This window comes from Geothrix sp., assembly GCF_049292215.1.
Classification (GTDB): domain Bacteria; phylum Acidobacteriota; class Holophagae; order Holophagales; family Holophagaceae; genus Geothrix.
In genome coordinates, this window is record NZ_JBATQW010000060.1 from 61014 (window position 1) to 80400 (window position 19387).

Consider the following 19387-nt stretch of genomic DNA (forward strand, 5'->3'; position numbering starts at 1 on the left):
ATTCTCTTTTGTCCATACCTGCCCTGCCATGCTGGAGGCATGATCCCGGCTCTCCTCCTCGCTGCCCCTGCCCCGCTCCCCGAGGCCCAGAAGATCGAGGCCCTGATCCAGGCCGTGGCGGACCTCCAAGGCGCCGTGTTCATCCGCAACGGGACGAAGCACACGCCGAAGGAGGCGGCCGACCACCTCCGCCTGAAGTGGAAGAACGCCGGCCGCCGGGTGAAGACGGCCCCGGAGTTCATCCAGCACTGCGCCACTGGCAGCAGCCTGAGCGGCCGGCCCTACGAGATCCAGCTCAGGGACGGCCGCACGGTCACGGCCCGGGACTGGCTGTGGACCGAGCTGAAGCGGATGGAGACCTCCCGCTAGGTCCAGGCCGCCGGCACGCGCACCTCATCCTTCGGCACCTGGGCCCAGGCGAAGGCCCCAATGAGGTCGGACGCTGTGCATGGCTCCGGCCGGTCCAGGCAGCCCAGGCTCCAGCCCAGCCAGCCAAGGGCCTCCGCAGGGGACACGCCCCTGGCAGCCAGGGCCTCCAGTCCCAGGGCCCCGGCCCGCTTGCCCAGGCGACTCCCATCGGGGGCCGCCACCATGCCCAGGTGGGCGTAGGCGGGTCGGGCCAGGCCCAGGGCCTCCTGCAGGCGGATCTGGGTGGCGGTGATGGAGCGCAGGTCGGCGCCGCGCACCACCTCGGTCACGCCCTGGGCGGCGTCATCCACCACCACGGCCAGGTGGTAGGCGAAGCAGCCATCCCGCCGGAACAGCAGCGGATCCCCGGTGAGGGTGGCTGGATCCTCCTCCTGGACTCCCAGCAGCCGATCCTCCCAGGCCACGAGGCCGTCTGGAAGACGCAGCCGCAGGGCCCGGTCGAAGCCCTCCCAGCCCCGCTCCCGGCAGCGACCCGGGTAGGGGCGCAGGCCATCCTCTGTGTGCGGTGCCGAGGCCAGCAGCTGCAGATCCCTTCGCGTGCAGAGGCAGGGATACAGCCGGTTCCCCCGGTGCAGGTCGGCCAGCGCCTCCCGGTAGGTCGCTGATCGGTCGGATTGCCAGAGCACGGGCGCATCGGATTCCAGGCCCAGGGCCGCCAGGTCCCGCAGCTGGGCCTCGCCCAGGTCCCGGCGGCAGCGGGGGCCGTCCACGTCTTCCATGCGCACGAGCCAGCGCCCACCGGCACTCCGGGCCGACAACCACGAGGCCAGGGCCGTGCGCAGGTTGCCCAGGTGGAGCACGCCGGTGGGCGAAGGGGCAAAGCGGCCGAGGGTCATCCGATTAGCATAGGGTGATGTCCCTGCTCCGCCGCCTGCCCCCGGTCCTCCGCGCCCTGCTGGCGCAGGCCCTGGCCTTCGGGTTGCTGGTGGTTCTGGTGCGGCTGGGCCTGCGCTTCCCGCCCCTGGTGTGGGTGCTGCTCCAGGCGGTGCTGGCGGTGTTCCTATCGCGCTGGCTGGACCTCGGCCCCCGCTGGGTCTTCATGCAGGCGACCCTGCCCTTCCTGGTGCGGGCCCTCTGGGGGGTGCCCATCCCGGCCTGGGTCTACCTCCTGCTGTTCCTGGGGCTGGCCCTGGTCTTCGGCGGCGGGCTGCTCACCCGCGTGCCGCTCTACCACGCCAGCGAGGATGCCTGGGCGAAGCTGGAGGGCCTAGTGCCGGATCGGCCGGACCTGCGCTTCGTGGACCTGGGTTGCGGTTTCGGCGGCCCCGTGGCACACCTCGCCAGAGTGCGGCCCGGCTCGACCTTCGTTGGCGTGGAGGCCTCGCCCTTCACCTGGCTGGTGGCCTGGCTGCGCTGCCTGCCCCTGAGGAACGCCCACGTCCACCTGGGCAGCCTCTGGCGCACGGATCTCGCCGGGTTCGACGTGGCCTATGCCTTCCTCTCCCCGGTGCCCATGCCTGCCCTCTGGGCCAAGGTGCGCCGGGAGATGAAACCCGGCACCCGCTTCATCAGCCACAGCTTCGAGGTGCCCAACGAAACGCCCCACCGCGTGATCCCGGTGAAGGGGCGCGATGGGGCGCGGTTGCTGGTGTGGGATGTGTAGGCTGAACTACCAGCCCAGCAGGTAGGCGAAGATCAGCGGAGCCACGATGGTGGCGTCGCTCTCGACGATGAACTTGGGGGTGTCGATGCCCAGCTTGCCCCAGGTGATCTTCTCGTTGGGCACGGCGCCCGAATATGAGCCATAGCTGGTGGTCGAGTCGCTGATCTGGCAGAAATAGCCCCAGAGCGGCACTTCCGTCAGCTCGAGGTCCTGGTGGAGCATGGGCACCACGCAGATGGGGAAATCGCCGGCGATGCCGCCGCCGATCTGGAACATGCCCAGGGTCGTGGTCTTGGTGACCTCCTGGTAGTGCTTCGCCAACCAGGTCATGTACTCGATGCCGGTACGAACCGTGTGCACGTTCTTCACGTCGCCCCGGATGACGGCGGCGGCGTACATGTTGCCCAGGGTGCTGTCCTCCCAGCCCGGAACGACGATGGGCACCCCCTTCTCGAGGGCGGCCAGCATCCAGCTGTGCTTGGGGTCGATCTGGTAGTGCTCCTTGTACTTCCCGCTCTTCAGCACCTTCTGGAAGAACTCGTGGGGGAAGTAGCGCTCGCCCTTGGCGTCCGCGTCCATCCACACCTCGAGCATGGCCTTCTCCATGCGGCGCATGGCCTCCATCTCAGGGATGCAGGTGTCGGTGACCCGGTTCATGTGGCGGCTCAGGAGCTCCGCCTCGTCCTGGGGGGTCAGGTCCCGGTAGTGGGGCACCCGCTCATAGAAGTCGTGGGCCACCAGGTTGAAGATGTCCTCCTCCAGGTTGGCCCCGGTGCAGACGATGAGGTGCACCTTGTCCTGGCGGATCATCTCGGCAAAAGAGAGGCCCAGTTCGGCGGTGCTCATGGCCCCCGCCAGGGTGACCATCATCTTGCCGCCCTGGGCCAGGTAGGCCCGGTAGCCCTCGGCGGCGTCCACCAGCGCCGCGGCGTTGAAGTGCCGGAAATGGTGCTTCACATAGCTTCCAACGGGCCCCAGGGCCGGTGCGGTGGTCATAAATCCTCCCAATCCTTTCATTGTGCCAGTGGACCGGGACCATTTCCCGTCCAGAATTCAGGCCTGGATCCTGCTGACCGATGAAAACGGCAGGAGTTGCAGCATGTTCTTCATCATCGGCTTGGTGGTGGTCTTCGTCGCGGTCATCGGGGGTTACCTGATGGAGGGCGGCAGCATACCCACCCTGCTGCACCCCCTGCCCGCGGAAGGGCTCATCATCTTCGGCGCGGGTGCCGGGGCCTTCCTGGCCGCCAACCCCCTGAATGTCATCAAGCGGGTGGCGGCGGACATCATGAAGCCACTCAAGGGCAGCCCCTATACCAAGGCCGTGTACATGGAAGTCCTGATGATGCAGTACGAGGTCTACGTGAACATCAAGAAGGGTGGCCTTCTGGCCCTCGAGCAGGATGTCAACGATCCGCACAATTCAGCCATCTTCAAGAAATACGAGACCTTCACCCACAACCACCACGCCCTGGACTTCTTCTGCGACTCCATGAAGTTGCTAATCAACGGCAGCGCCAAGATGGATGAGATCGACATGGTCATGGACGCCGAACTAGACGTCCACCATGCGGAGAACGCCGCCCCTGGCGCCGCCATGGGTGCCCTGGCCGATGCGTTCCCCGCCTTTGGCATCGTGGCCTGCGTCATGGGCGTGGTCATCACCATGGGCTTCCTGGACCAGCCCCCCAACATCATCGGCGGCAAGGTCGGCGCAGCGCTGGTGGGCACCTTCCTGGGCATCCTGCTGGCATACGGCGTGTTCCAGCCCCTGGCCAAGAACATCGATGCCGTGAACGCCGTCGAGGCCTACTACTTCAACTGCATCCGAGCGGGTCTCACCAGCTTCGGCAACGGCGCCGCCCCCATTACCGCCGTGGAGTTCGCCCGGCGCAACATCCCCTCCACCGAGCGGCCAGGCTCCGGTGAATTGGAAGAGGTGGTTCGGCAGATCAAGCCGAGGTAGCGGCGATGGCGGACCAGCAGCAACCCGAAGTCAAAATCAAGTTCGTCAAGAAGAAGGGCGGCCATGCCGCCGCCCATGGTGGGGCGTGGAAGGTGGCCTACGCCGACCTGGTGACGGCCATGATGGCCTTCTTCCTCCTGATGTGGCTGCTGAACAGCGCGGACAAGAACACCAAGGCGGGCATCGCCGGGATGTTCCAGGACGCCAACTTCTTCAACAGCGAGCGGGGCAAGGAGATCCTGGCGAACCACGGCAAGGGCATCCTTCCCGGCGGCCGGGGCATGGCGCCCGGCCCGGACGGCGATGGCGGCACCGACACAGCCTCGGAGGCCCCGGGCGCCGCTGAAGAGGAGAAGAAGGCCATGGAGGCCACGGCCGAGGCCATCGAGAAGGCCTTCCAGCAGGACGAGTTGCTCCAGGCCTTCCAGGACCAGATCAGCATGGACTTCACCGACGAAGGTCTGCGCATCCAGATCCAGGACAAGGCCGCCCAGGTGCTCTTCGATTCCGGCAGCGCCACCCTCAAGAGCTACACCCTGTCCATCCTGAAGGAGATCGCCAAGGAGCTGGGCAAGCTACCCAACCGCGTGGTGATTGGCGGCCACACGGACAGCCAGCAATACTCCAGTAAGGACCGCACCAACTGGGAACTCAGTGCCGAGCGCGCGAACGCCGCCCGGCGGGTGATGGAAGGCGCCGCCGGGGGCCTGCGGTCGGGCCAAGTCCGCCGTGTCACCGGCTACGCCGACACCATCCCCCTCGAGGGCAAGGAGCCCAAGGATCCCCAGAACCGCCGCATCTCCATCATCGTGGTCTCCGCCGCCAACGAGGCCGTCGAGAACAAGCACCACAAGGCCCAGCCCAGGGAGGCGGACCGGAAGGCCGCCAGCCCCAAGCCGGAACCGGCCAAACACTAGGCCAACTCCGTCACCGCTTCGGCGGTGCCTACCACCTGCCGCGGCCTACAGCGGAGCGTAACAAGCGAGACACGGCTTCGCCGGGTCGAGCGCGGGGGCCCGGGGGGGGTAGGCTCCGGGTCACGCGCTCCAGCGCGTGGGAGCCACGCACCGCGTGGCGATACCTGGAGGCGCGCAGCGCAGCGGAGCTCCCTCTGCCTGAAGCGGCCTCCTCCGGAGGTCGCTCCCGCTCCTTCGTCGCGGAATCGGAGCCTCCCCCCGGACAGAAAGAAAACAAAGAAGCGCCCGGAGGTGCGGGCGCTTCGAGAGGGTAGGTTTGGCGGGGTTTCGAGTGGTGGGGTGGTTGAGCGGGAGTCCCGCGGACGGGACTGGTATCAAGTGGTGGGATGATTGGTGGCGGGAAGCCCTTGCGGGCACCTCGATGGGGAGTCTATCACCGATCCTGATCCGGCAGCTCGAAGGCGGCCGGATCCACACCGCCCCTCCCCCAGTTCCCGAACAGAAGCTCGGCCCGGGCCCCGGAAGGTTCCTCGATCACCAGCTTCGAGAGAACCGCTTGGCCGTGGCTCTGCACCGGCGCCCCGAAGAAGGCGGTCCGCTGCACTTTTCCGGAGGCCAGCCGGAACTCGGCCTTGAGCGGCAGGGTGCCGTCCTTGGCCACCCAGAGCAGCACCGTGCGCGCGCTCAGCGCAGGACGCTTGGCCACCAGTTCCAACCGCCAGCAGTCCCGACCCTCCAAACGTTCCTCGGCCAGGGTCTCCACGGTGTAGTCCTCGCGGAAGCGCGTGCGGGCGACGTCTCCACCGGCGGCAGGACCCATCAGGCGCTGCTGGGGCGTGACTTGCACCGGGCGCTTGGTACCGGGCAGGAGCAGCCACATCTGGTCGCCCTTGAGCAGCACCGCCCGGCCCTTCTCCTTTTTGGAAAGTCCGTCCAGCCTGGCGTCTCCGTTCTCCCTCGCCGATACCTTCCACTGCTGGGACAGCCCAGGGGCCTTTAGGGTGAGTTCCATGGTGAAGGCGGGCCAGGGGTGGCGCAGGCGATCCACCCGGGCCAGGATCTCCTCGCCGCTCTGGGCCAGGGCTGGCAGGGCAGCGAGCCACAGGAGCGCCGGTAATAGAGGGATCCGCATCAGCGGCGCCCGTAATCGTCCTGAAGCCGCTCGATGTCAGCCTCGTCGAAGGTGCCCAGGCTGACTTCCAGCACGCGCACAGGGCGTGGAGTGTCGGCATCGCAGCGCAGGCGGTGGGTGCTGCCCAGGGGCAACCAGATCTCGTCGCCCACGTCAGGCCGCAGTTCCTCTCCATCGCGATCCACCACCACACCTGGATCCAGGGCCACCCAGAGCTCGCCGCGGTGGGAGTGCCGCTGGAGACTCAGCTTCTGGCCCGGGTTGCAGGTAAGGATCTTCACGGTGCAGGGCGTATTCAAGGCGTACTGGTCGAAGGAGCCCCAGGGCTTGTCGACGTGCAGGGTTTCGGGTTTCTGCATGGTGTGTCCTCGGTTCCTAGTCTAGAGAAGATCCTCACGCCCTTCGGCCTTGAGGCGCTCGACGATCTGCTTGACGGTCTGGGCGCGGTCCCGTCGGCAGATGAGGAGGGCATCCTCGGCGTCCACCACGATGAGGTCATCCACGCCGCTGGCGGCGATGAGCCGGCTCCCGCCGAAGAAGGCGCTGTTCCGGGTATCCAGCAGCAGCGTCTCGCCCACGCTGACGTTGCCTTCAGAATCCGTCTCCTGGAACTCGATGGCCGCGGGCCAGGAGCCAACGTCCGACCAGCGGAAGCGGGTAGGCACCACTGCGACCGTCTCGGCTTTCTCCATGAGGGCCACGTCGATGGCCAGCTTGGGCAGCTGACGGTAGGCCGCGGCGAGGGTGGCGGGATCAGCCCCGGCTTTCATCCAGCCGTCGAGGGGAGCCAGCACCTCCGGAGCGTGCTTCTGGAGGCCTTCGCGGAAATCCGCCAGGGTCCACACGAACATCCCGGCGTTCCAGTAGTGGCGGCCGGACTCAAGGTACTGGACGGCCACCTCGACGGGTGGCTTCTCGCGGAAGGCCCTCACCTTCAACACAGGACCGTGCCCTTCCGATTCGATGTAGCCGTAGCCGGTCTCTGGATAGGTGGGCTTGATGCCGAAGGTGACCAGCTCCCGTTCCCAGGCCGCATGTTTCACGGCGAGATCCAGGTCCTCCAGGAAGAGCTCCCGGTCCCCGATCCAGTGGTCCGCGGAAAGCACCGCCATGACGCCCTCGGGGAACTTCTTCTCGATCTCCACCAGGGCCAGGGCCAGGCAAGGCGCGGTGTTGCGGCCCTCGGGCTCGACCAGGACGTTCTCAGGAGGCAGCTCCGGCAGCATGCGCCGGGTCTCCTCGGCCAGATCCTCCGTGGTGACCACGAAGATGCGCTCCGGGCTGACATGGCCGTCCAGGCGGCGGACGGTCTGGTGCAGCAGGGTCTCCGTCCCCACGATGGCCAGGAACTGCTTGGGCCGGGCGTTCCGGCTGCGGGGCCAGAACCGCGTGCCCCGGCCTCCGGCCATAACGACCGCGACCAAGGACTGATGACCATGCGTGCCCGACATCAGAGCTCCTTTCGATCCACCAGAAGGTGGGAAATCCATGGATGCACGTCCGGTCGAAGGCCCACAACCTACCTGGCCAGCGTTGTGACCAGCCGCCCGAGGTCACCTGGAGGCACTGGCTGGGGCTCGAGAACCATGGCGATGGGCTGGGCCACGAGGGCACCACCCACTTCCCCGAGGTAGAAGCCGCTCTCGCCGCGGTCCAGCCGGCGAACAGCCTCGGCGCCCCAGCGGCTGCCCCAGATGCGATCCATGGCCGACGGGCTGCCACCACGCTGCACATGGCCCAGCACCACCACCCGGAGGTCCAGGGGATGATCTCGCTTCAGGCGCTCGCCCACGGCCATGGCCCGGCCGACGGTATCGCCCTCGGCCACCACCACGATGGAGCTGCGCTTGCCCCGCAGCCAGCTGGCCTCCAGTTGGGAGACCAGGACCTCATAGCTGTCATCCGGCGACTCCGGATAGAGCACCGCCTCGGCCCCGCAGGCCAGGGCGGTGTGGACTGCCAGCATGCCCGAGCTGCGGCCCATGACCTCAACCAGGAAGAGGCGGCCATGGCTGGAGGCGGTGTCACGGATGCGATCGATGGCCTCCACGGCGGTATTGAGGGCCGTGTCGAAGCCGAGGGTCCGCTCCGTGCCGGCCAAGTCGTTGTCGATGGTGCCCGGGATGCCGGCACAGGCCACGCCATGCTCCCGCTGAAGGGCCTCCGCGGCCCGGAAGCTGCCATCGCCACCAATCACCACGAGGGCCTCGATGCCCACGGCCTTCAGGTTGCCTGCGGCCTTGGCCCGGGTGGCGGGCTGATGGAACTCGAGGCAACGGGCCGTCTGCAGCATGGTGCCTCCCCGCTGCAGGATGTTGGCGCAGGCCCGGCTGGGCAGGGGCGCCATGTCCCCTTCGAGGAGGCCCTGGTAGCCCCGGTGGATCCCCCAGGCCTCGTGCCCCAGCGCATCCGCCTGCCGCACCGCGGCCCGGATGGCCGCATTCATGCCGGGGGCGTCCCCCCCGGAAGTCAGTACACCGATCTTCATTGACCCTTCCCCTTGGCTGCAGGCTTGGCGCTGGAGGCAGCCCCCTTGCCCTTCTTGGCGCTAGTCTTCCCTTTCTTGGCCTTTGCCTTGGCCTTCTTGCCCTTTCGGCTGTCCTTCACATGGGCTTCCGGCGGAGGCAGCGGGGGAGGCTCCACGATGCCCCGAGGCACCGGAGGCAGATCCCCCTCCGAGATCCCCTGGGCTGAGGCCCGCTTCGCGCGGGCTCGCAGGACCGGATCCTCCTGGGGCGCAGTCGAGGCGACCAGGCTCAGGGCCAGGCTGCTGATGAACAGGACGCGACGCGGCATGATCCCTCCAGGGATCAGATTATCCCGCATCTGGCTGGTTCAGCCCTCGGCCTTCTTGGCGGCGGCCTTCTCCTTGAGGGCCTTGGCGAAGAATTCAGCCACCACGGAGTCCGCATCCGCCTTGGTCACATCGGCCATCTGGGGTTCACGATGGAGGATGTCCCGGCCCGAGGGCGCCATTTTGGGCAGGTGATCCTCAGTAGGCTGCAACCGTCCGAGCACATAGTGGGCCACCTCGATGAGGCTCCGTCCCACCCGTTCCAGCTTCTGCCGGACCACATCCTGGTACTGGTAGAGGTCAAAGGCGCCCTGGATGTTGTAGGCCCCGTTGTCCGCATGGAAGCCGATCTGTTCGAGCCTGGCGGTCAGCGTCTCCAACTCGTTGGAAGGTGGCACCAGGTTCCGCAGGATCTCCTGGCACTCCTTGGCGAGGGCCTGGATCTCCTCAAAGCTGTTCTGGACCACCTCGATCTGGTCGAGCACCCGCTCGGCACCGCCCTCCTGCTCACGGGCAATCTGCATGAGCTGATCGGGGATGGCCTGGTCGTTGTCTTGGGGCTTTTCCGGCATGGGCGGGCTCCGTGAATGCTTTATCGGCGGCCCGTGAATAATCTTTGAATTCGTCGCTTGCGCCGCCTCGCGATAAACTTGCTAATTCGGGATCAATCCCGGCCCGATTTTTCCAAGTCCGGAGTTTCCATGACCATGCAGTCGAATCCCACTCCGGTACCCATGAATGGAACGGCCCTGGCGGCCTGCCTGGTTCCCTTCCCCGCCTCCAGCAAGCTCCATGTCGCCGGGTCCCGGCCCGGCGTGCAGGTCCCCTTCCGCCAGATCCAATTGCACCCCACCCGGGACTTCAAGGACCAGCTCACCGAGAACGAGCCGGTGGTGCTCTACGACACCTCGGGCCCCTACACGGACCCCGCCGTCACCATCGACGTGGCCAAGGGGCTCAAGCCCCTCCGGCAGGACTGGATCCTCGGTCGCGGGGACGTGGAGGAGCTGCCCGGCGCCACCAGCCTCTACCGCAAGCTGCGGGAACGGGACAAGGACCTGGACGCTATCCGCTTCCACGCCGACCGCAAGCCCCTTCGGGCCAAGGTCGGGCGCAATGTCTCCCAGATGCACTATGCCAAACAGGGCATCGTGACACCGGAAATGGAGTTCATCGCCATCCGCGAGAACCTGGGCCGCGACGCCGCCGGCTTGAAGAGCCGCATCACCCCCGAATTCGTGCGGGACGAGGTGGCCCGGGGCCGCGCCATCATCCCCGCCAACATCAACCACCCGGAAACCGAGCCCATGATCATCGGCCGGAACTTCCTGGTGAAGATCAACGCCAACATCGGCAATTCCGCCGTGGCCTCCAGCATCGAGGAGGAGGTCGAGAAGATGGCCTGGTCCATCCGCTGGGGCGCCGACACGGTCATGGACCTCAGCACCGGCAAGAACATCCATGAGACCCGCGAGTGGATCCTGCGCAACAGCCCCGTGCCCATCGGCACCGTGCCCATCTACCAGGCCCTGGAGAAGGTGAACGGCAAGGCCGAGGACCTCACCTGGGAGATCTTCCGCGACACGCTGATCGAGCAGGCCGAGCAGGGGGTGGACTACTTCACCATCCACGCGGGCGTCCGCCTGCGCTACATCCCCCTCACCGCCAAGCGCGTGACCGGGATTGTCAGCCGTGGGGGCAGCATCATGGCCAAGTGGTGCCTGGCCCACCACCAGGAGAACTTCCTCTACACGCACTTCGAGGACATCTGCGAGATCATGAAGGCCTACGACGTGGCCTTCTCCCTGGGCGACGGCCTGCGCCCCGGCAGCACCGCCGATGCGAATGACGAAGCCCAGTTCGGCGAGTTGGAGACCCTCGGCGAGCTCACCAAGATCGCCTGGAAACACGATGTGCAGGTGATGATCGAAGGCCCCGGCCACGTGCCCATGCACCTCATCCAAGAGAACATGACCAAGCAGCTGGAGGTCTGTGACGAGGCGCCCTTCTACACCCTGGGCCCCCTCACCACGGACATCGCCCCGGGCTACGACCACATCACCTCGGCCATCGGCGCCGCCATGATCGGCTGGTGGGGCTGCGCCATGCTCTGCTACGTCACCCCCAAGGAGCACCTGGGCCTGCCCAACAAGAAGGACGTCAAGGATGGCGTCATCGCCTACAAAATCGCCGCCCACGCCGCCGATCTGGCGAAGGGCCACCCCGGCGCCCGCATCTGGGACGACGCCATGAGCAAGGCCCGCTTCGAGTTCCGCTGGGAGGACCAGTTCAACCTGGCCCTGGATCCCGACACGGCCCGCGAGTTCCATGACGAAACCCTGCCTGCCGAAGGCGCCAAGAGCGCCCACTTCTGCTCCATGTGCGGCCCCCACTTCTGCTCCATGAAGATCTCGGACGACGTGCGGCAGTATGCCGAGAGCCACGGCTACAACGAGGAGGAGGCCCTGCAGAAAGGCATGGAGGAGATGGCTGAGACCTTCGTGCAGAAGGGCGCCGAGGTCTACCTCCAGGCCTGACCCCCCAGGTTGCCTGGGGGGCCGGTTCCGGATACGCGTATCATCGGGGCGGTTCCACCACCCCAAGGAGACTTCAATGGCCGCAAAGAAGATCCTCATGCTCGTCGGCGACTTCGGCGAGGACTACGAGATCATGGTGCCCTTCCAGGCCCTGCTGGCCGTGGGCCACACGGTCCACGCGGCCTGCCCTTACAAGCTGGCGGGCGAGTGGGTCGCCACGGCCATCCACGACTTCGAGGGCCATCAGACCTACTCCGAGAAGCCGGGACATCGCTTCACCCTCAACGCCACCTTCGCGGACCTCAAGGCCGACGACTACGACGCTCTGGTGATCCCCGGCGGCCGGGCCCCGGAATACCTGCGCCTCAATCCCAAGGTGCTGGAGGTTGTGCGGCACTTCTTCATGGCGAAGAAGCCGGTGGCCGCCATCTGCCATGGCGCCCAGCTGCTGGCCGCAGCCGGCGTGCTGGAGGGGCGCACCTGCTCCGCCTATCCTGCCTGCCGGGCCGAGGTGGAGGTGGCTAAGGGCAAGTATGCCGAGATCGCCATCGACGGGGCCATCACCGACGGGAACCTCGTCACCGCACCGGCCTGGCCCGCTCACCCGGCCTGGCTGGCCCAGTTCCTCCAGGTGCTCGGCACCCGCATCACCCTGTGAGCCGCCCCTGACCATGTCGAACACGCTCCGCTTTGCCAAATTCCATGTGCTCGGGAACGACTACCTCGTGGTCGATCCGACCCGGACCGTCTTCGAGCCGTCGCCCCCGCTCATCCAGGCGCTCTGCGACCGCCGGCTGGGCATCGGCTCCGATGGACTCCTGCTGGGCCCGCTGGAGGTCCCGGAGCATCCCGGCGCCTTCGGGCTGCGCATCTTCAATCCAGACGGCAGCGAGGCGGAGACCAGCGGCGACGGGCTGCGCATCTTCGCCCGCTACCTGTTCGAGGCGGGCCACGCGCATGGGACCGAGTGCCAGATCCACACCCTGGGTGGCCTCTCCGCCGCGCGCTTCCTGGCACCAGACGGCAGCCTCGTCCAGGTGGACATGGGCGTGCCCAGCTTCAAGGCGGGCGACATCCCTTTCACCGGCATCGCCTCCCAGCTCGAAGTCCTGGAAACGCCCCTCTTCCTCCCCACGGGGCCCGTCACCATCACCGCCCTCAGCCTCGGCAACCCCCACTGCGTGGTCTTCCCGGGCGAGGTCTCCCAGGCCAACGCCTGCCGCCTGGGGCCCAAGATCGAGCGCCACCCGGAGTTCCCGGAGCGGGTGAACGTCCTGCTGGTGGAGGTGGTCGACCGCAAGCGCCTCCGCATCGAGATCTGGGAGCGCGGCGCCGGCTACACCCCCGCCTCGGGCAGCAGCTGCGCCGCGGCCGCCGCCTGCCGCCGCCTGAACCTGGTGGAGGACCGCGTCACGGTCCAGATGCCCGGCGGCACCCTCGACATCGAGTTCGCGCCCGAGGGCCACATCCTCATGTCCGGCCCGGTGCAGCCCGTCTTCGAGGGGCAGCTGCACGGTGACTGGAAGCCCTGAGAGGGACTTGGGACTCCCGGAGTTTCATTGAATTTTCTTGGCGATTCAATGGCCCTGTTGGATACTGTCCTTCCGCAGGATCTTTGTCAGTTTCATCACGTGATATCCAGAAAGGTGGAGGGACGGGCCCTGTGAAACCTTGGCAACCTGCGAAAGCAAGGTGCCAATTCCTGCCGCGAGTCCTCGCGGAGAGATGCTGACGTGTCAGAAGCTGACATGCGAAGGGGCCCGAGCAATCGGGCCCCTTTGCGTTTTGGATCACGATGAGACCGACCGGATCCTCCCCCTTCGGAGGCTCTTGTGAGCGAGCAGTTCCTCGATACCAACGTGCCCGGCAACCCGGCCTACCACTTCACCATCCAGCCCCCCACCCGGGAGGGCAATGCTGGCTGGATCCACCGGCCTGGGCTGGTGCCCGACGCCGGAGTCGCCACGCAGTGCGTCCACGGCGGCGTGCAGCCCGATCCCGCCTATGGCGCGGTGATGCCGCCCCTGTATCTCTCGTCCACGTTCGCCTTCAAGGACATCTGCACCAACGCGGGCTACGACTACACCCGCAGCGGCAACCCCACCCGCGCCGCCCTGGAAGAGGCCATCGCCCTGCTGGAGGGCGGGCACGGCGCCACCTGCACCAGCACGGGCATGAGCGCCATCCTGGTGGCCCTGAACCTGCTGGAGCACGGCAGCCACCTCATCTCCACCATCGACTGCTACGGCGGCACCTTCCGCCTCCTGGAGCATGCCAAGAAATTCTACGGGCTGGAGGTCACCTACCTCGACCTCGCCGACTTGGAGGCCGTGCAGGCGGCCATCCAGCCAAACACCCGCATGATATGGATCGAGACCCCGTCGAATCCCCTGCTGCGGCTCACCGACATCGCCGCGGTCGCGGAGATCGGCCACCGCCAGCCCAGCTGCCTGGTCGCTGTAGACAACACCTTTCTCTCGCCCTACCTGCAGCGCCCCTTCGACCTGGGAGCCGACTTGGTCATCCACTCCACCACCAAGTACCTCAATGGACACAGCGATGTGGTGGGCGGCATCGTCGTCTCAGCCCCCGGCCGGCTCGCCCTCACGCAGCAGATCCAGAGCGTGAACAACCTGCTGGGCACTTCGCAAGCACCCCACGACTGCTTCCTGGTGCTGCGCGGCCTGAAGACCTTGCCCCTGCGCATGCGCCAGCACGGGGCCACCGCCCAGCACTTGGCCGAGTTCCTGGCGGCCCATCCCGCCGTGGGCAAGGTCCATTTCCCGGGCCTGCCCAGCCACCCCCAGCATGAGCTGGCCAAGCGCCAGCAGCGGGGCTTCGGCGCCATGCTCAGCTTCGAGCTGAAGGAGGGCGGGCACGCGCGGCTGAATCACGTGCTACGGCGCTTCCGCTGGTTCACGCTGGCGGAGAGCCTGGGCGGCGTGGAGTCCCTGGTGGCCCACCCGGCCTCTATGACCCACGCCTCCATGACGCCCGAGGCCCGCCAGCGGGCCGGCATCACCGATGACCTCGTCCGGCTTTCCATCGGGCTTGAGGATCTTCAGGATCTGCAGGCCGATCTGGCGTATGCGCTGACCTTCGACTGAACCTACTGGAGGCTGACCAGTTCCACATCGAAGATCAGGTCGGCATTGGGGGGAATGTCCCCACCCGCGCCCCGGGGGCCGTAGCCCAGGTAGGACGGGATGTACAGGGTCCGCTTGCCGCCCACCTTCATGCTGATGACGCCCTCATCCCAGCCCTTGATGACCCGCCCCACGCCGATGGGGATGGCCAGGGGCTTGCCCCGGTCCACGGAGCTGTCGAACTTCTTGCCGCGCCCGCCCCGGCCATCGTTGAGCCAGCCCGTGTAGTGGACCAGGCACTGTTGGCCGCGGGCTGGCGATGCGCCGGTGCCCACCACGGTGTCGACGTACTTGAGGCCGGAATCGGCGGTGACCATGGCGGGTCCCTTCGTCTTGTCGGGTGCAGTCACCTTCGGCACCGCTTGCTGCGTCGGAGAAGCAGGCTTCGCGGTGTCCGCGCCAGCCAGTGGGAGGGTGCTGGCCAGTACAACCAGGCAAACGGGTGATCTCATCTTGGCATCTCCTCTGAAATGGACCGCCCCGCTAATGCGGGGCGATCATTCTGGCTCCGGAGGAGGGATTTGAACCCCCGACCTAGTGATTAACAGTCACCCGCTCTGACCCCTGAGCTACTCCGGAAAGGCGAATGACCATTCTACCGGACGGGGGCGGGGTTTCAAGGGCAGGGCTTCAGGACCTGTGATCCAGGTCGCCACTAGGCGCGCTGGAGTTCCATGAGCACCTGGCGGGCGGCGGCCTTGAGGGTCTCGATGACGCCCGTGCCCTTGTTGGCCACGGCCTCGATCATGGGCTCGTTCCGGAACCGGAGCAGGCGTTCCATCTCGGGTACGGTCGCAGCGGACGGCATGTCCCGCTTGTTCAGTTGAAGCACGTAGGGGATGGAACGGATGTCGAACCCGTTCTCCTTCAGGTTCGTGGCTAGGTTCGCGATGGACTCAATGTTGGCCTCCATGCGGGCCTTCTGGCTGTCGGCCACGAAGATGATGCCGTCGCAGCCGCGTAGGATGAGCTTGCGGCTGGCGTCGTAGAAGACCTGGCCCGGCACCGTGTAGAGGTGGAAGCGGACCTTGAAGCCCTTGACCGTCCCCATGTCGAGGGGCAGGAAGTCGAAGAACAGGGTGCGGTCCGTCTCGGTGGCCAGGCTGACGAGCTTGCCCCGCTTCTCGGGATTGGCCTGCTCGAAGATCCACTGGATGTTGGTGGTCTTGCCGCAGAGGCCCGGCCCGTAATAGACGATCTTGCAGTTGATCTCGCGAGACGCATAGTTGATGAAGGTCATGGCGCGTCCCGGGGCTCAGTCGCCGAAGAGGCGATCAATGTCTTCGTCCGTGATTTCCGAGAAGGGGCTCTCGAAGCGGCTGCCTCCATCGGATTCCTTCTGGGCCCGTTGCTCGACCTGCTCGAAGATGTCCTGGAGTTCCTTGCTGGCCTTCTTCACCCGCAGGCGGACGAGGGCCAGGCTAGAGTTCTGGTCGAAGATCACCACCAGGATGCCGCGCTTGCCCACGATGGAGATGTGGAGGTTGTCCTTCTCGCCCTCGTGGAAAAGCAGGCTGAATTCCTTCTCCCCGATGAGCTTGGCCAAGCCGTCGGTGGCCGCCACGTTGCCGGCCGTCAGGGAGGCCAGGCTGGTGGCATCGATGCTCTTCACGTCTCCGGCCGCGGCGATCTGCTGGCCGTTCTTGTCCACCAGGAAGACCACCTTGGCGGAGGCATCCTTCTCGAGGCGGCCGATGATCTCCTGGAGGAGTTTGTATTCCTCCTCGTACAACATGAGATCAAGCTTCGCCACGACCGCCTCCAGGGGGACTGATGGTTGGAGGATACCGCACTTTTCAGTAGGGTCCGGCGCCAGTGCCGCCCTGGACCACGGCCACGGAAGCGGATAGACCCAGCCGGGTGGCACCGGCGCGAACCATCTGGAGTGCGCCGGGATAGGTCCGGATGCCGCCCGAGGCTTTCACGCCCAGGCGAGGCCCGACGACCCGGCGCATGAGCGCCACATCCGCCTCGGTGGCGCCGCCCGTGGAGAAGCCGGTCGAGGTCTTCACGAAATCGAGGCCTGCTTCCGCGGCCAGTTCGCAGGCCCGGATCTTTTCGGCTTCGTCCAACAGGCAGGTCTCGAGGATCACCTTGAGGAGGGCCGGAGCGGGCACGGCAGATCGCAGGGCCTCGAAGTCCCGGCGGACGGTGTCCCAGTCGCCGGCCCTGGCCGCCCCGATGGCCAGCACCATGTCCACCTCCTGGGCTCCCTCCAGCAGGGCCACCTCGGCTTCGAAGGCCTTGGCCTGGGTGGCAGAGGCCCCGAGGGGGAAGCCCACCACGGTGCAGGTGCGAACGGGGCTGCCCTTGAGCAGCGAGGCCGCCAGGGGCACCCAGAGGGGGTTCACGCAGACAGAGGCGAAACCGTGCGCCAGGGCCTCAGCGCAGAGGCCCTCGATTTGGGCGCCGGTGGCATCGGCCTTGAGGAGGGTGTGGTCGATCAACGGCGACAGATCCCAGGGGCCCTCCGTGGGGGCGACCTGGGCAAAGGACCGGTGATGGAGGCCTTTGGCGTCCCTGAACAGGCCGAAGCCCTCCACGCAACCCAGCAACTGCGTGACGCCCTCCCTGGGCAGGGCCGGCACCCGGGCCCGGATTTCGGCAGTGAGGTCGAGGAGGGGATCGATCATGGCTCCATCATGGCCCGCCCGCTGGTCCCCGGAAAGGCATCCACGAAAAAGCGGGCCGAAGCCCGCTTTTCCCATGCATCCGTGAGGACGATTACTTCTTGGCTTCAGCCTTCTTCTCTTCCTTCTTGGGCTCGGCCTTCTTCTCGGCCTTCTTGGCTTCCTTCTTGGGCTCGGCCTTCTTCTCCTCGGCGGTCAGGGCCTTCTTGGCCTCTTCCTTCTTGGGCTCGGCCTTGGCGGCAGCCTTCTTCGCCTTCTTGGCCTTCTTCTCGGCCTTGGGGGCGGCTTCAGCCTTCTTCTCTTCGGCGGTCATGGCCTTCTTGGCCTCGGCCTTCTTCTCGCCCTTCTTGCAGCAATCCTTCTTGCAATCCTTGGGGCAGTCAGCCTTCTTCTCGGCCTTCTTCTCCTCGGCGGTCAGGGCCTTCTTGGCCTCTTCCTTCTTGGGCTCGGCCTTCTTCTCGGCCTTCTTCTCGGCCTTCTTCTCTTCCTTCTTGGGCTCGGCCTTCTTCTCCTCGACGGTCAGGGCCTTCTTGGCCTCTTCCTTCTTGGGCTCGGCCTTCTTCTCGGCCTTCTTGGTCTCGACCTTCTCAGCCTTCTTGGCTTCGGGCTTCTTGACCTCTTCGGCGAAGACGGGGCTGATCAGAGCGGCGGCGACGAGCAGCGCAGCAAGCTTCTTCATGGGTTACTCCCTGGGGTGATCCGGCACGGCCGGAAGTGCATAACCTTAAGCAGGGTTTGGGCCAAACCACATATCAAGCAAAATAAAGACTTAAACCAATTTGAAATTCACAAAATCCGTCGCATTCTGCAACCTGTAGCAGGGTGCGACGATTCCCACTCCGTAGGTCCGCTACTCGCCGTCGTGGAACCCGTAACGCTTCAGCTTGCGGTAGAGGGTGGTCCGGTCTACGCCCAGAATCTCGGCAATGCGCTGTTTTTCCTTGTGGCGGCCAATCAGGACCTGGATGTAGCGGCGTTCCAGTTCATCCAGGCTGGGCCAGTCCTCGATCAGAGCGGGCACGCCTTCCCCGGACTCCGGCCGCCGGAGGGCCTTCTTGAGCACATCGGCCTGGATCTTGGCCGGCAGGTCGTCCACGGCGATCTCCAGGCCCCGGCTGAGCTGGGTGAGATTCTCGATGGCATTGCTCAGCTCGCGCACGTTCCCCGGCCAGGAGTAGGCCTCCAGGACCCGGCGGGCCTCGGGGTGCAGTTGGTAGGTGTGGTCGTCCTTGCGACCGAACTCGGACAGGAAGTGGTCGATCAGGGCCGGGATGTCCTCCCGCCGTTCCCGCAGGGCGGGCACTGCCAGCTCCACCACGCCAAGGCGGTAGTAGAGGTCCTCCCGGAAGGTCCCAGCCTTGACCATGACCTGGAGGTCCCGGTTGGTGGCGGCGATGACGCGGGCATCCACCTTGATGGTCTTGTTCCCGCCCACGCGCCGGATCTCCTGCTCCTGCAGGACCCGCAGCAGGCGTACCTGGAAGCTGGGGCTCGTCTCGCCGATCTCGTCCAGAAATATCGTGCCACCCGAGGCCTCCTCGAAGAGCCCCGGCTTCTCACCGATGGCGCCCGTGAAGGAGCCCTTCACGTGGCCGAAGAGCTCGGATTCCAGCAGGGTCTCCGTGAGGGCCCCGCAGTTCACAGCCACAAAGGCGCGATCCCGCCGGTCGCTGGAGAGGTGGATGCTCCGGGCCACCAGCTCCTTGCCCGTCCCGCTCTCGCCGGTGATGAGCACGGTCGCCCGGCTGTTCTGCAGGCTCGCGATGGTCTTGTAGACCGCCATCATCCTGGGGCTCGAGCCGATCATCAGGCTGCGCTTCCCCTTCGGCGAAGCCCCCGGAACCACCCCGTGCCCGCTGGACTGCCGCCGCGCCAAGGCCCGGCGCACCAGGGCTTTTAGCTCCTCGTTGTTCCACGGCTTGCTCAGGAAGTCGAAGGCGCCTTCACGCACCGCCTCGATGGCCGTTTCAAGGGTGCCAAACCCCGACAAGAGGATCGTATCCACCCCCAGGGGTTTGGCCTCGCGCAAGAGGTCAAGACCGTCCTTCTTGGCCTCCAGGTTGATGTCAGAAAGCAGCAGGTCAAAGGGCTCCTTGTGCATCAGCTCGATGGCCCGATCCGGATGGGTGGCCTTCGCGACCTCCAGCCCCATGGAGCCCAGGAGCTCCTCCAGGAACTCGCAAGTCTCCTTGCTGTCATCCACCACGAGCACTCGGGCCATGATTCCCCCCAG

The 19387-nt window shown here is 66.3% G+C and carries 22 protein-coding genes, 1 tRNA gene and 1 riboswitch; of the genes, 8 read left to right on the top strand and 15 right to left on the bottom strand.

The window, feature by feature from the left end; genetic code table 11:
* Positions 1-39: 39 nt before the first annotated feature.
* Positions 40-369, top strand: a complete 330-nt coding sequence (locus WAS25_RS10050) for a DUF5329 family protein (RefSeq protein ID WP_422311632.1) — start codon at positions 40-42, stop codon at positions 367-369.
* Here WAS25_RS10050 and gluQRS read toward each other — a convergent pair.
* The gene (gene gluQRS, locus WAS25_RS10055; protein WP_422311634.1) at positions 366-1265 is read right to left on the bottom strand and encodes a tRNA glutamyl-Q(34) synthetase GluQRS; all 900 of its coding nucleotides are present in this window, start codon (positions 1263-1265) and stop codon (positions 366-368) included. The two genes, WAS25_RS10050 and gluQRS, sit on opposite strands and share 4 nt — an antisense overlap.
* Before the next feature lie 17 nt (positions 1266-1282).
* Here gluQRS and WAS25_RS10060 point away from each other — a divergent pair, with 17 nt between their 5' ends.
* Positions 1283-2032 carry a class I SAM-dependent methyltransferase gene (locus WAS25_RS10060; protein WP_422311636.1) on the top strand — a complete coding sequence of 250 codons (750 nt, stop codon included), beginning with the start codon at positions 1283-1285 and terminating at the stop codon, positions 2030-2032.
* Positions 2033-2038: 6 nt separating this feature from the next.
* Here WAS25_RS10060 and WAS25_RS10065 read toward each other — a convergent pair whose 3' ends face one another.
* Positions 2039-3028 (bottom strand): deoxyhypusine synthase family protein, encoded by a 990-nt coding sequence (locus WAS25_RS10065; RefSeq protein ID WP_422311638.1) that lies wholly within the window; start codon positions 3026-3028, stop codon positions 2039-2041.
* 103 nt (positions 3029-3131) lie between these two features.
* On the opposite strand from WAS25_RS10065, the gene motA reads away from it, so the two are divergent.
* Together motA and WAS25_RS10075 are read left to right on the top strand one after the other, a co-directional pair.
* Positions 3132-3998: a flagellar motor stator protein MotA gene (motA, locus tag WAS25_RS10070; protein ID WP_422311640.1), complete on the top strand. Its 867-nt coding sequence runs from the start codon at positions 3132-3134 to the stop codon at positions 3996-3998.
* A 5-nt stretch (positions 3999-4003) separates the two neighbouring features.
* A complete protein-coding gene (locus WAS25_RS10075; RefSeq protein WP_422311642.1) occupies positions 4004-4915 on the top strand; it encodes a flagellar motor protein MotB in 912 nt (303 codons plus the stop codon).
* Positions 4916-5348: 433 nt separating this feature from the next.
* Here WAS25_RS10075 and WAS25_RS10080 read toward each other — a convergent pair whose 3' ends face one another.
* The 6 genes from WAS25_RS10080 to WAS25_RS10105 form a co-directional block, all read right to left on the bottom strand.
* On the bottom strand, positions 5349-6047 hold the full coding sequence (locus WAS25_RS10080) for an outer membrane lipoprotein-sorting protein (protein ID WP_422311644.1): 699 nt from the start codon (positions 6045-6047) through the stop codon (positions 5349-5351).
* Positions 6047-6406, bottom strand: coding sequence for a phosphomannose isomerase type II C-terminal cupin domain (locus WAS25_RS10085; RefSeq protein ID WP_422311646.1), 360 nt, complete (start codon positions 6404-6406; stop codon positions 6047-6049). The genes WAS25_RS10080 and WAS25_RS10085 overlap by 1 nt, the downstream gene beginning before the upstream one ends.
* Positions 6407-6427: 21 nt before the next feature.
* Positions 6428-7498 carry a mannose-1-phosphate guanylyltransferase gene (locus WAS25_RS10090; protein WP_422311648.1) on the bottom strand — a complete coding sequence of 357 codons (1071 nt, stop codon included), beginning with the start codon at positions 7496-7498 and terminating at the stop codon, positions 6428-6430.
* A 68-nt stretch (positions 7499-7566) separates the two neighbouring features.
* Complete coding sequence (pfkA, locus tag WAS25_RS10095; RefSeq protein ID WP_422311650.1) at positions 7567-8535, bottom strand: 6-phosphofructokinase; 969 nt, start codon at positions 8533-8535, stop codon at positions 7567-7569.
* The gene (locus WAS25_RS10100) at positions 8532-8843 is read right to left on the bottom strand and encodes a hypothetical protein (protein WP_422311652.1); all 312 of its coding nucleotides are present in this window, start codon (positions 8841-8843) and stop codon (positions 8532-8534) included. Before WAS25_RS10100 ends, pfkA begins: the two co-directional genes overlap by 4 nt.
* 39 nt (positions 8844-8882) lie before the next feature.
* Positions 8883-9413 carry a hypothetical protein gene (locus WAS25_RS10105; RefSeq protein WP_422311654.1) on the bottom strand — a complete coding sequence of 177 codons (531 nt, stop codon included), beginning with the start codon at positions 9411-9413 and terminating at the stop codon, positions 8883-8885.
* Positions 9414-9548: 135 nt separating this feature from the next.
* Between WAS25_RS10105 and thiC the strand changes: the two genes are divergently transcribed.
* The 4 genes from thiC to WAS25_RS10125 all read left to right on the top strand — a co-directional run bounded on the left by thiC (position 9549) and on the right by WAS25_RS10125 (position 14485).
* The gene (gene thiC, locus WAS25_RS10110; RefSeq protein WP_422311719.1) at positions 9549-11378 is read left to right on the top strand and encodes a phosphomethylpyrimidine synthase ThiC; all 1830 of its coding nucleotides are present in this window, start codon (positions 9549-9551) and stop codon (positions 11376-11378) included.
* Positions 11379-11454: 76 nt separating this feature from the next.
* Positions 11455-12036, top strand: a complete 582-nt coding sequence (locus tag WAS25_RS10115) for a DJ-1/PfpI family protein (RefSeq protein ID WP_422311656.1) — start codon at positions 11455-11457, stop codon at positions 12034-12036.
* A 13-nt stretch (positions 12037-12049) separates the two neighbouring features.
* Positions 12050-12910, top strand: coding sequence for a diaminopimelate epimerase (gene dapF / locus WAS25_RS10120; protein WP_422311658.1), 861 nt, complete (start codon positions 12050-12052; stop codon positions 12908-12910).
* A 99-nt stretch (positions 12911-13009) separates the two neighbouring features.
* Positions 13010-13110: riboswitch (SAM riboswitch) on the top strand.
* Between the two features lie 100 nt (positions 13111-13210).
* Positions 13211-14485: a trans-sulfuration enzyme family protein gene (locus WAS25_RS10125; protein WP_422311660.1), complete on the top strand. Its 1275-nt coding sequence runs from the start codon at positions 13211-13213 to the stop codon at positions 14483-14485.
* Between the two features lie 2 nt (positions 14486-14487).
* Here the strand turns inward: WAS25_RS10125 and WAS25_RS10130 are convergent, their stop codons facing one another.
* From WAS25_RS10130 to WAS25_RS10160, 7 genes are all read right to left on the bottom strand, one after another.
* Positions 14488-14976 (bottom strand): FKBP-type peptidyl-prolyl cis-trans isomerase, encoded by a 489-nt coding sequence (locus WAS25_RS10130; protein WP_422311662.1) that lies wholly within the window; start codon positions 14974-14976, stop codon positions 14488-14490.
* Between the two features lie 51 nt (positions 14977-15027).
* A tRNA-Asn gene (locus WAS25_RS10135) sits at positions 15028-15103 on the bottom strand.
* Positions 15104-15179: 76 nt separating this feature from the next.
* On the bottom strand, positions 15180-15764 hold the full coding sequence (locus WAS25_RS10140; protein ID WP_422311664.1) for a GTP-binding protein: 585 nt from the start codon (positions 15762-15764) through the stop codon (positions 15180-15182).
* Between the two features lie 15 nt (positions 15765-15779).
* Positions 15780-16277 (bottom strand): roadblock/LC7 domain-containing protein, encoded by a 498-nt coding sequence (locus tag WAS25_RS10145; RefSeq protein WP_422311666.1) that lies wholly within the window; start codon positions 16275-16277, stop codon positions 15780-15782.
* Positions 16278-16320: 43 nt separating this feature from the next.
* Positions 16321-17157, bottom strand: coding sequence for a deoxyribose-phosphate aldolase (deoC, locus tag WAS25_RS10150; protein ID WP_422311668.1), 837 nt, complete (start codon positions 17155-17157; stop codon positions 16321-16323).
* A 91-nt stretch (positions 17158-17248) separates the two neighbouring features.
* The gene (locus WAS25_RS10155; RefSeq protein WP_422311670.1) at positions 17249-17833 is read right to left on the bottom strand and encodes a hypothetical protein; all 585 of its coding nucleotides are present in this window, start codon (positions 17831-17833) and stop codon (positions 17249-17251) included.
* 171 nt (positions 17834-18004) lie between these two features.
* Positions 18005-19375, bottom strand: coding sequence for a sigma-54-dependent transcriptional regulator (locus WAS25_RS10160; protein WP_422311672.1), 1371 nt, complete (start codon positions 19373-19375; stop codon positions 18005-18007).
* Positions 19376-19387: the final 12 nt, after the last annotated feature.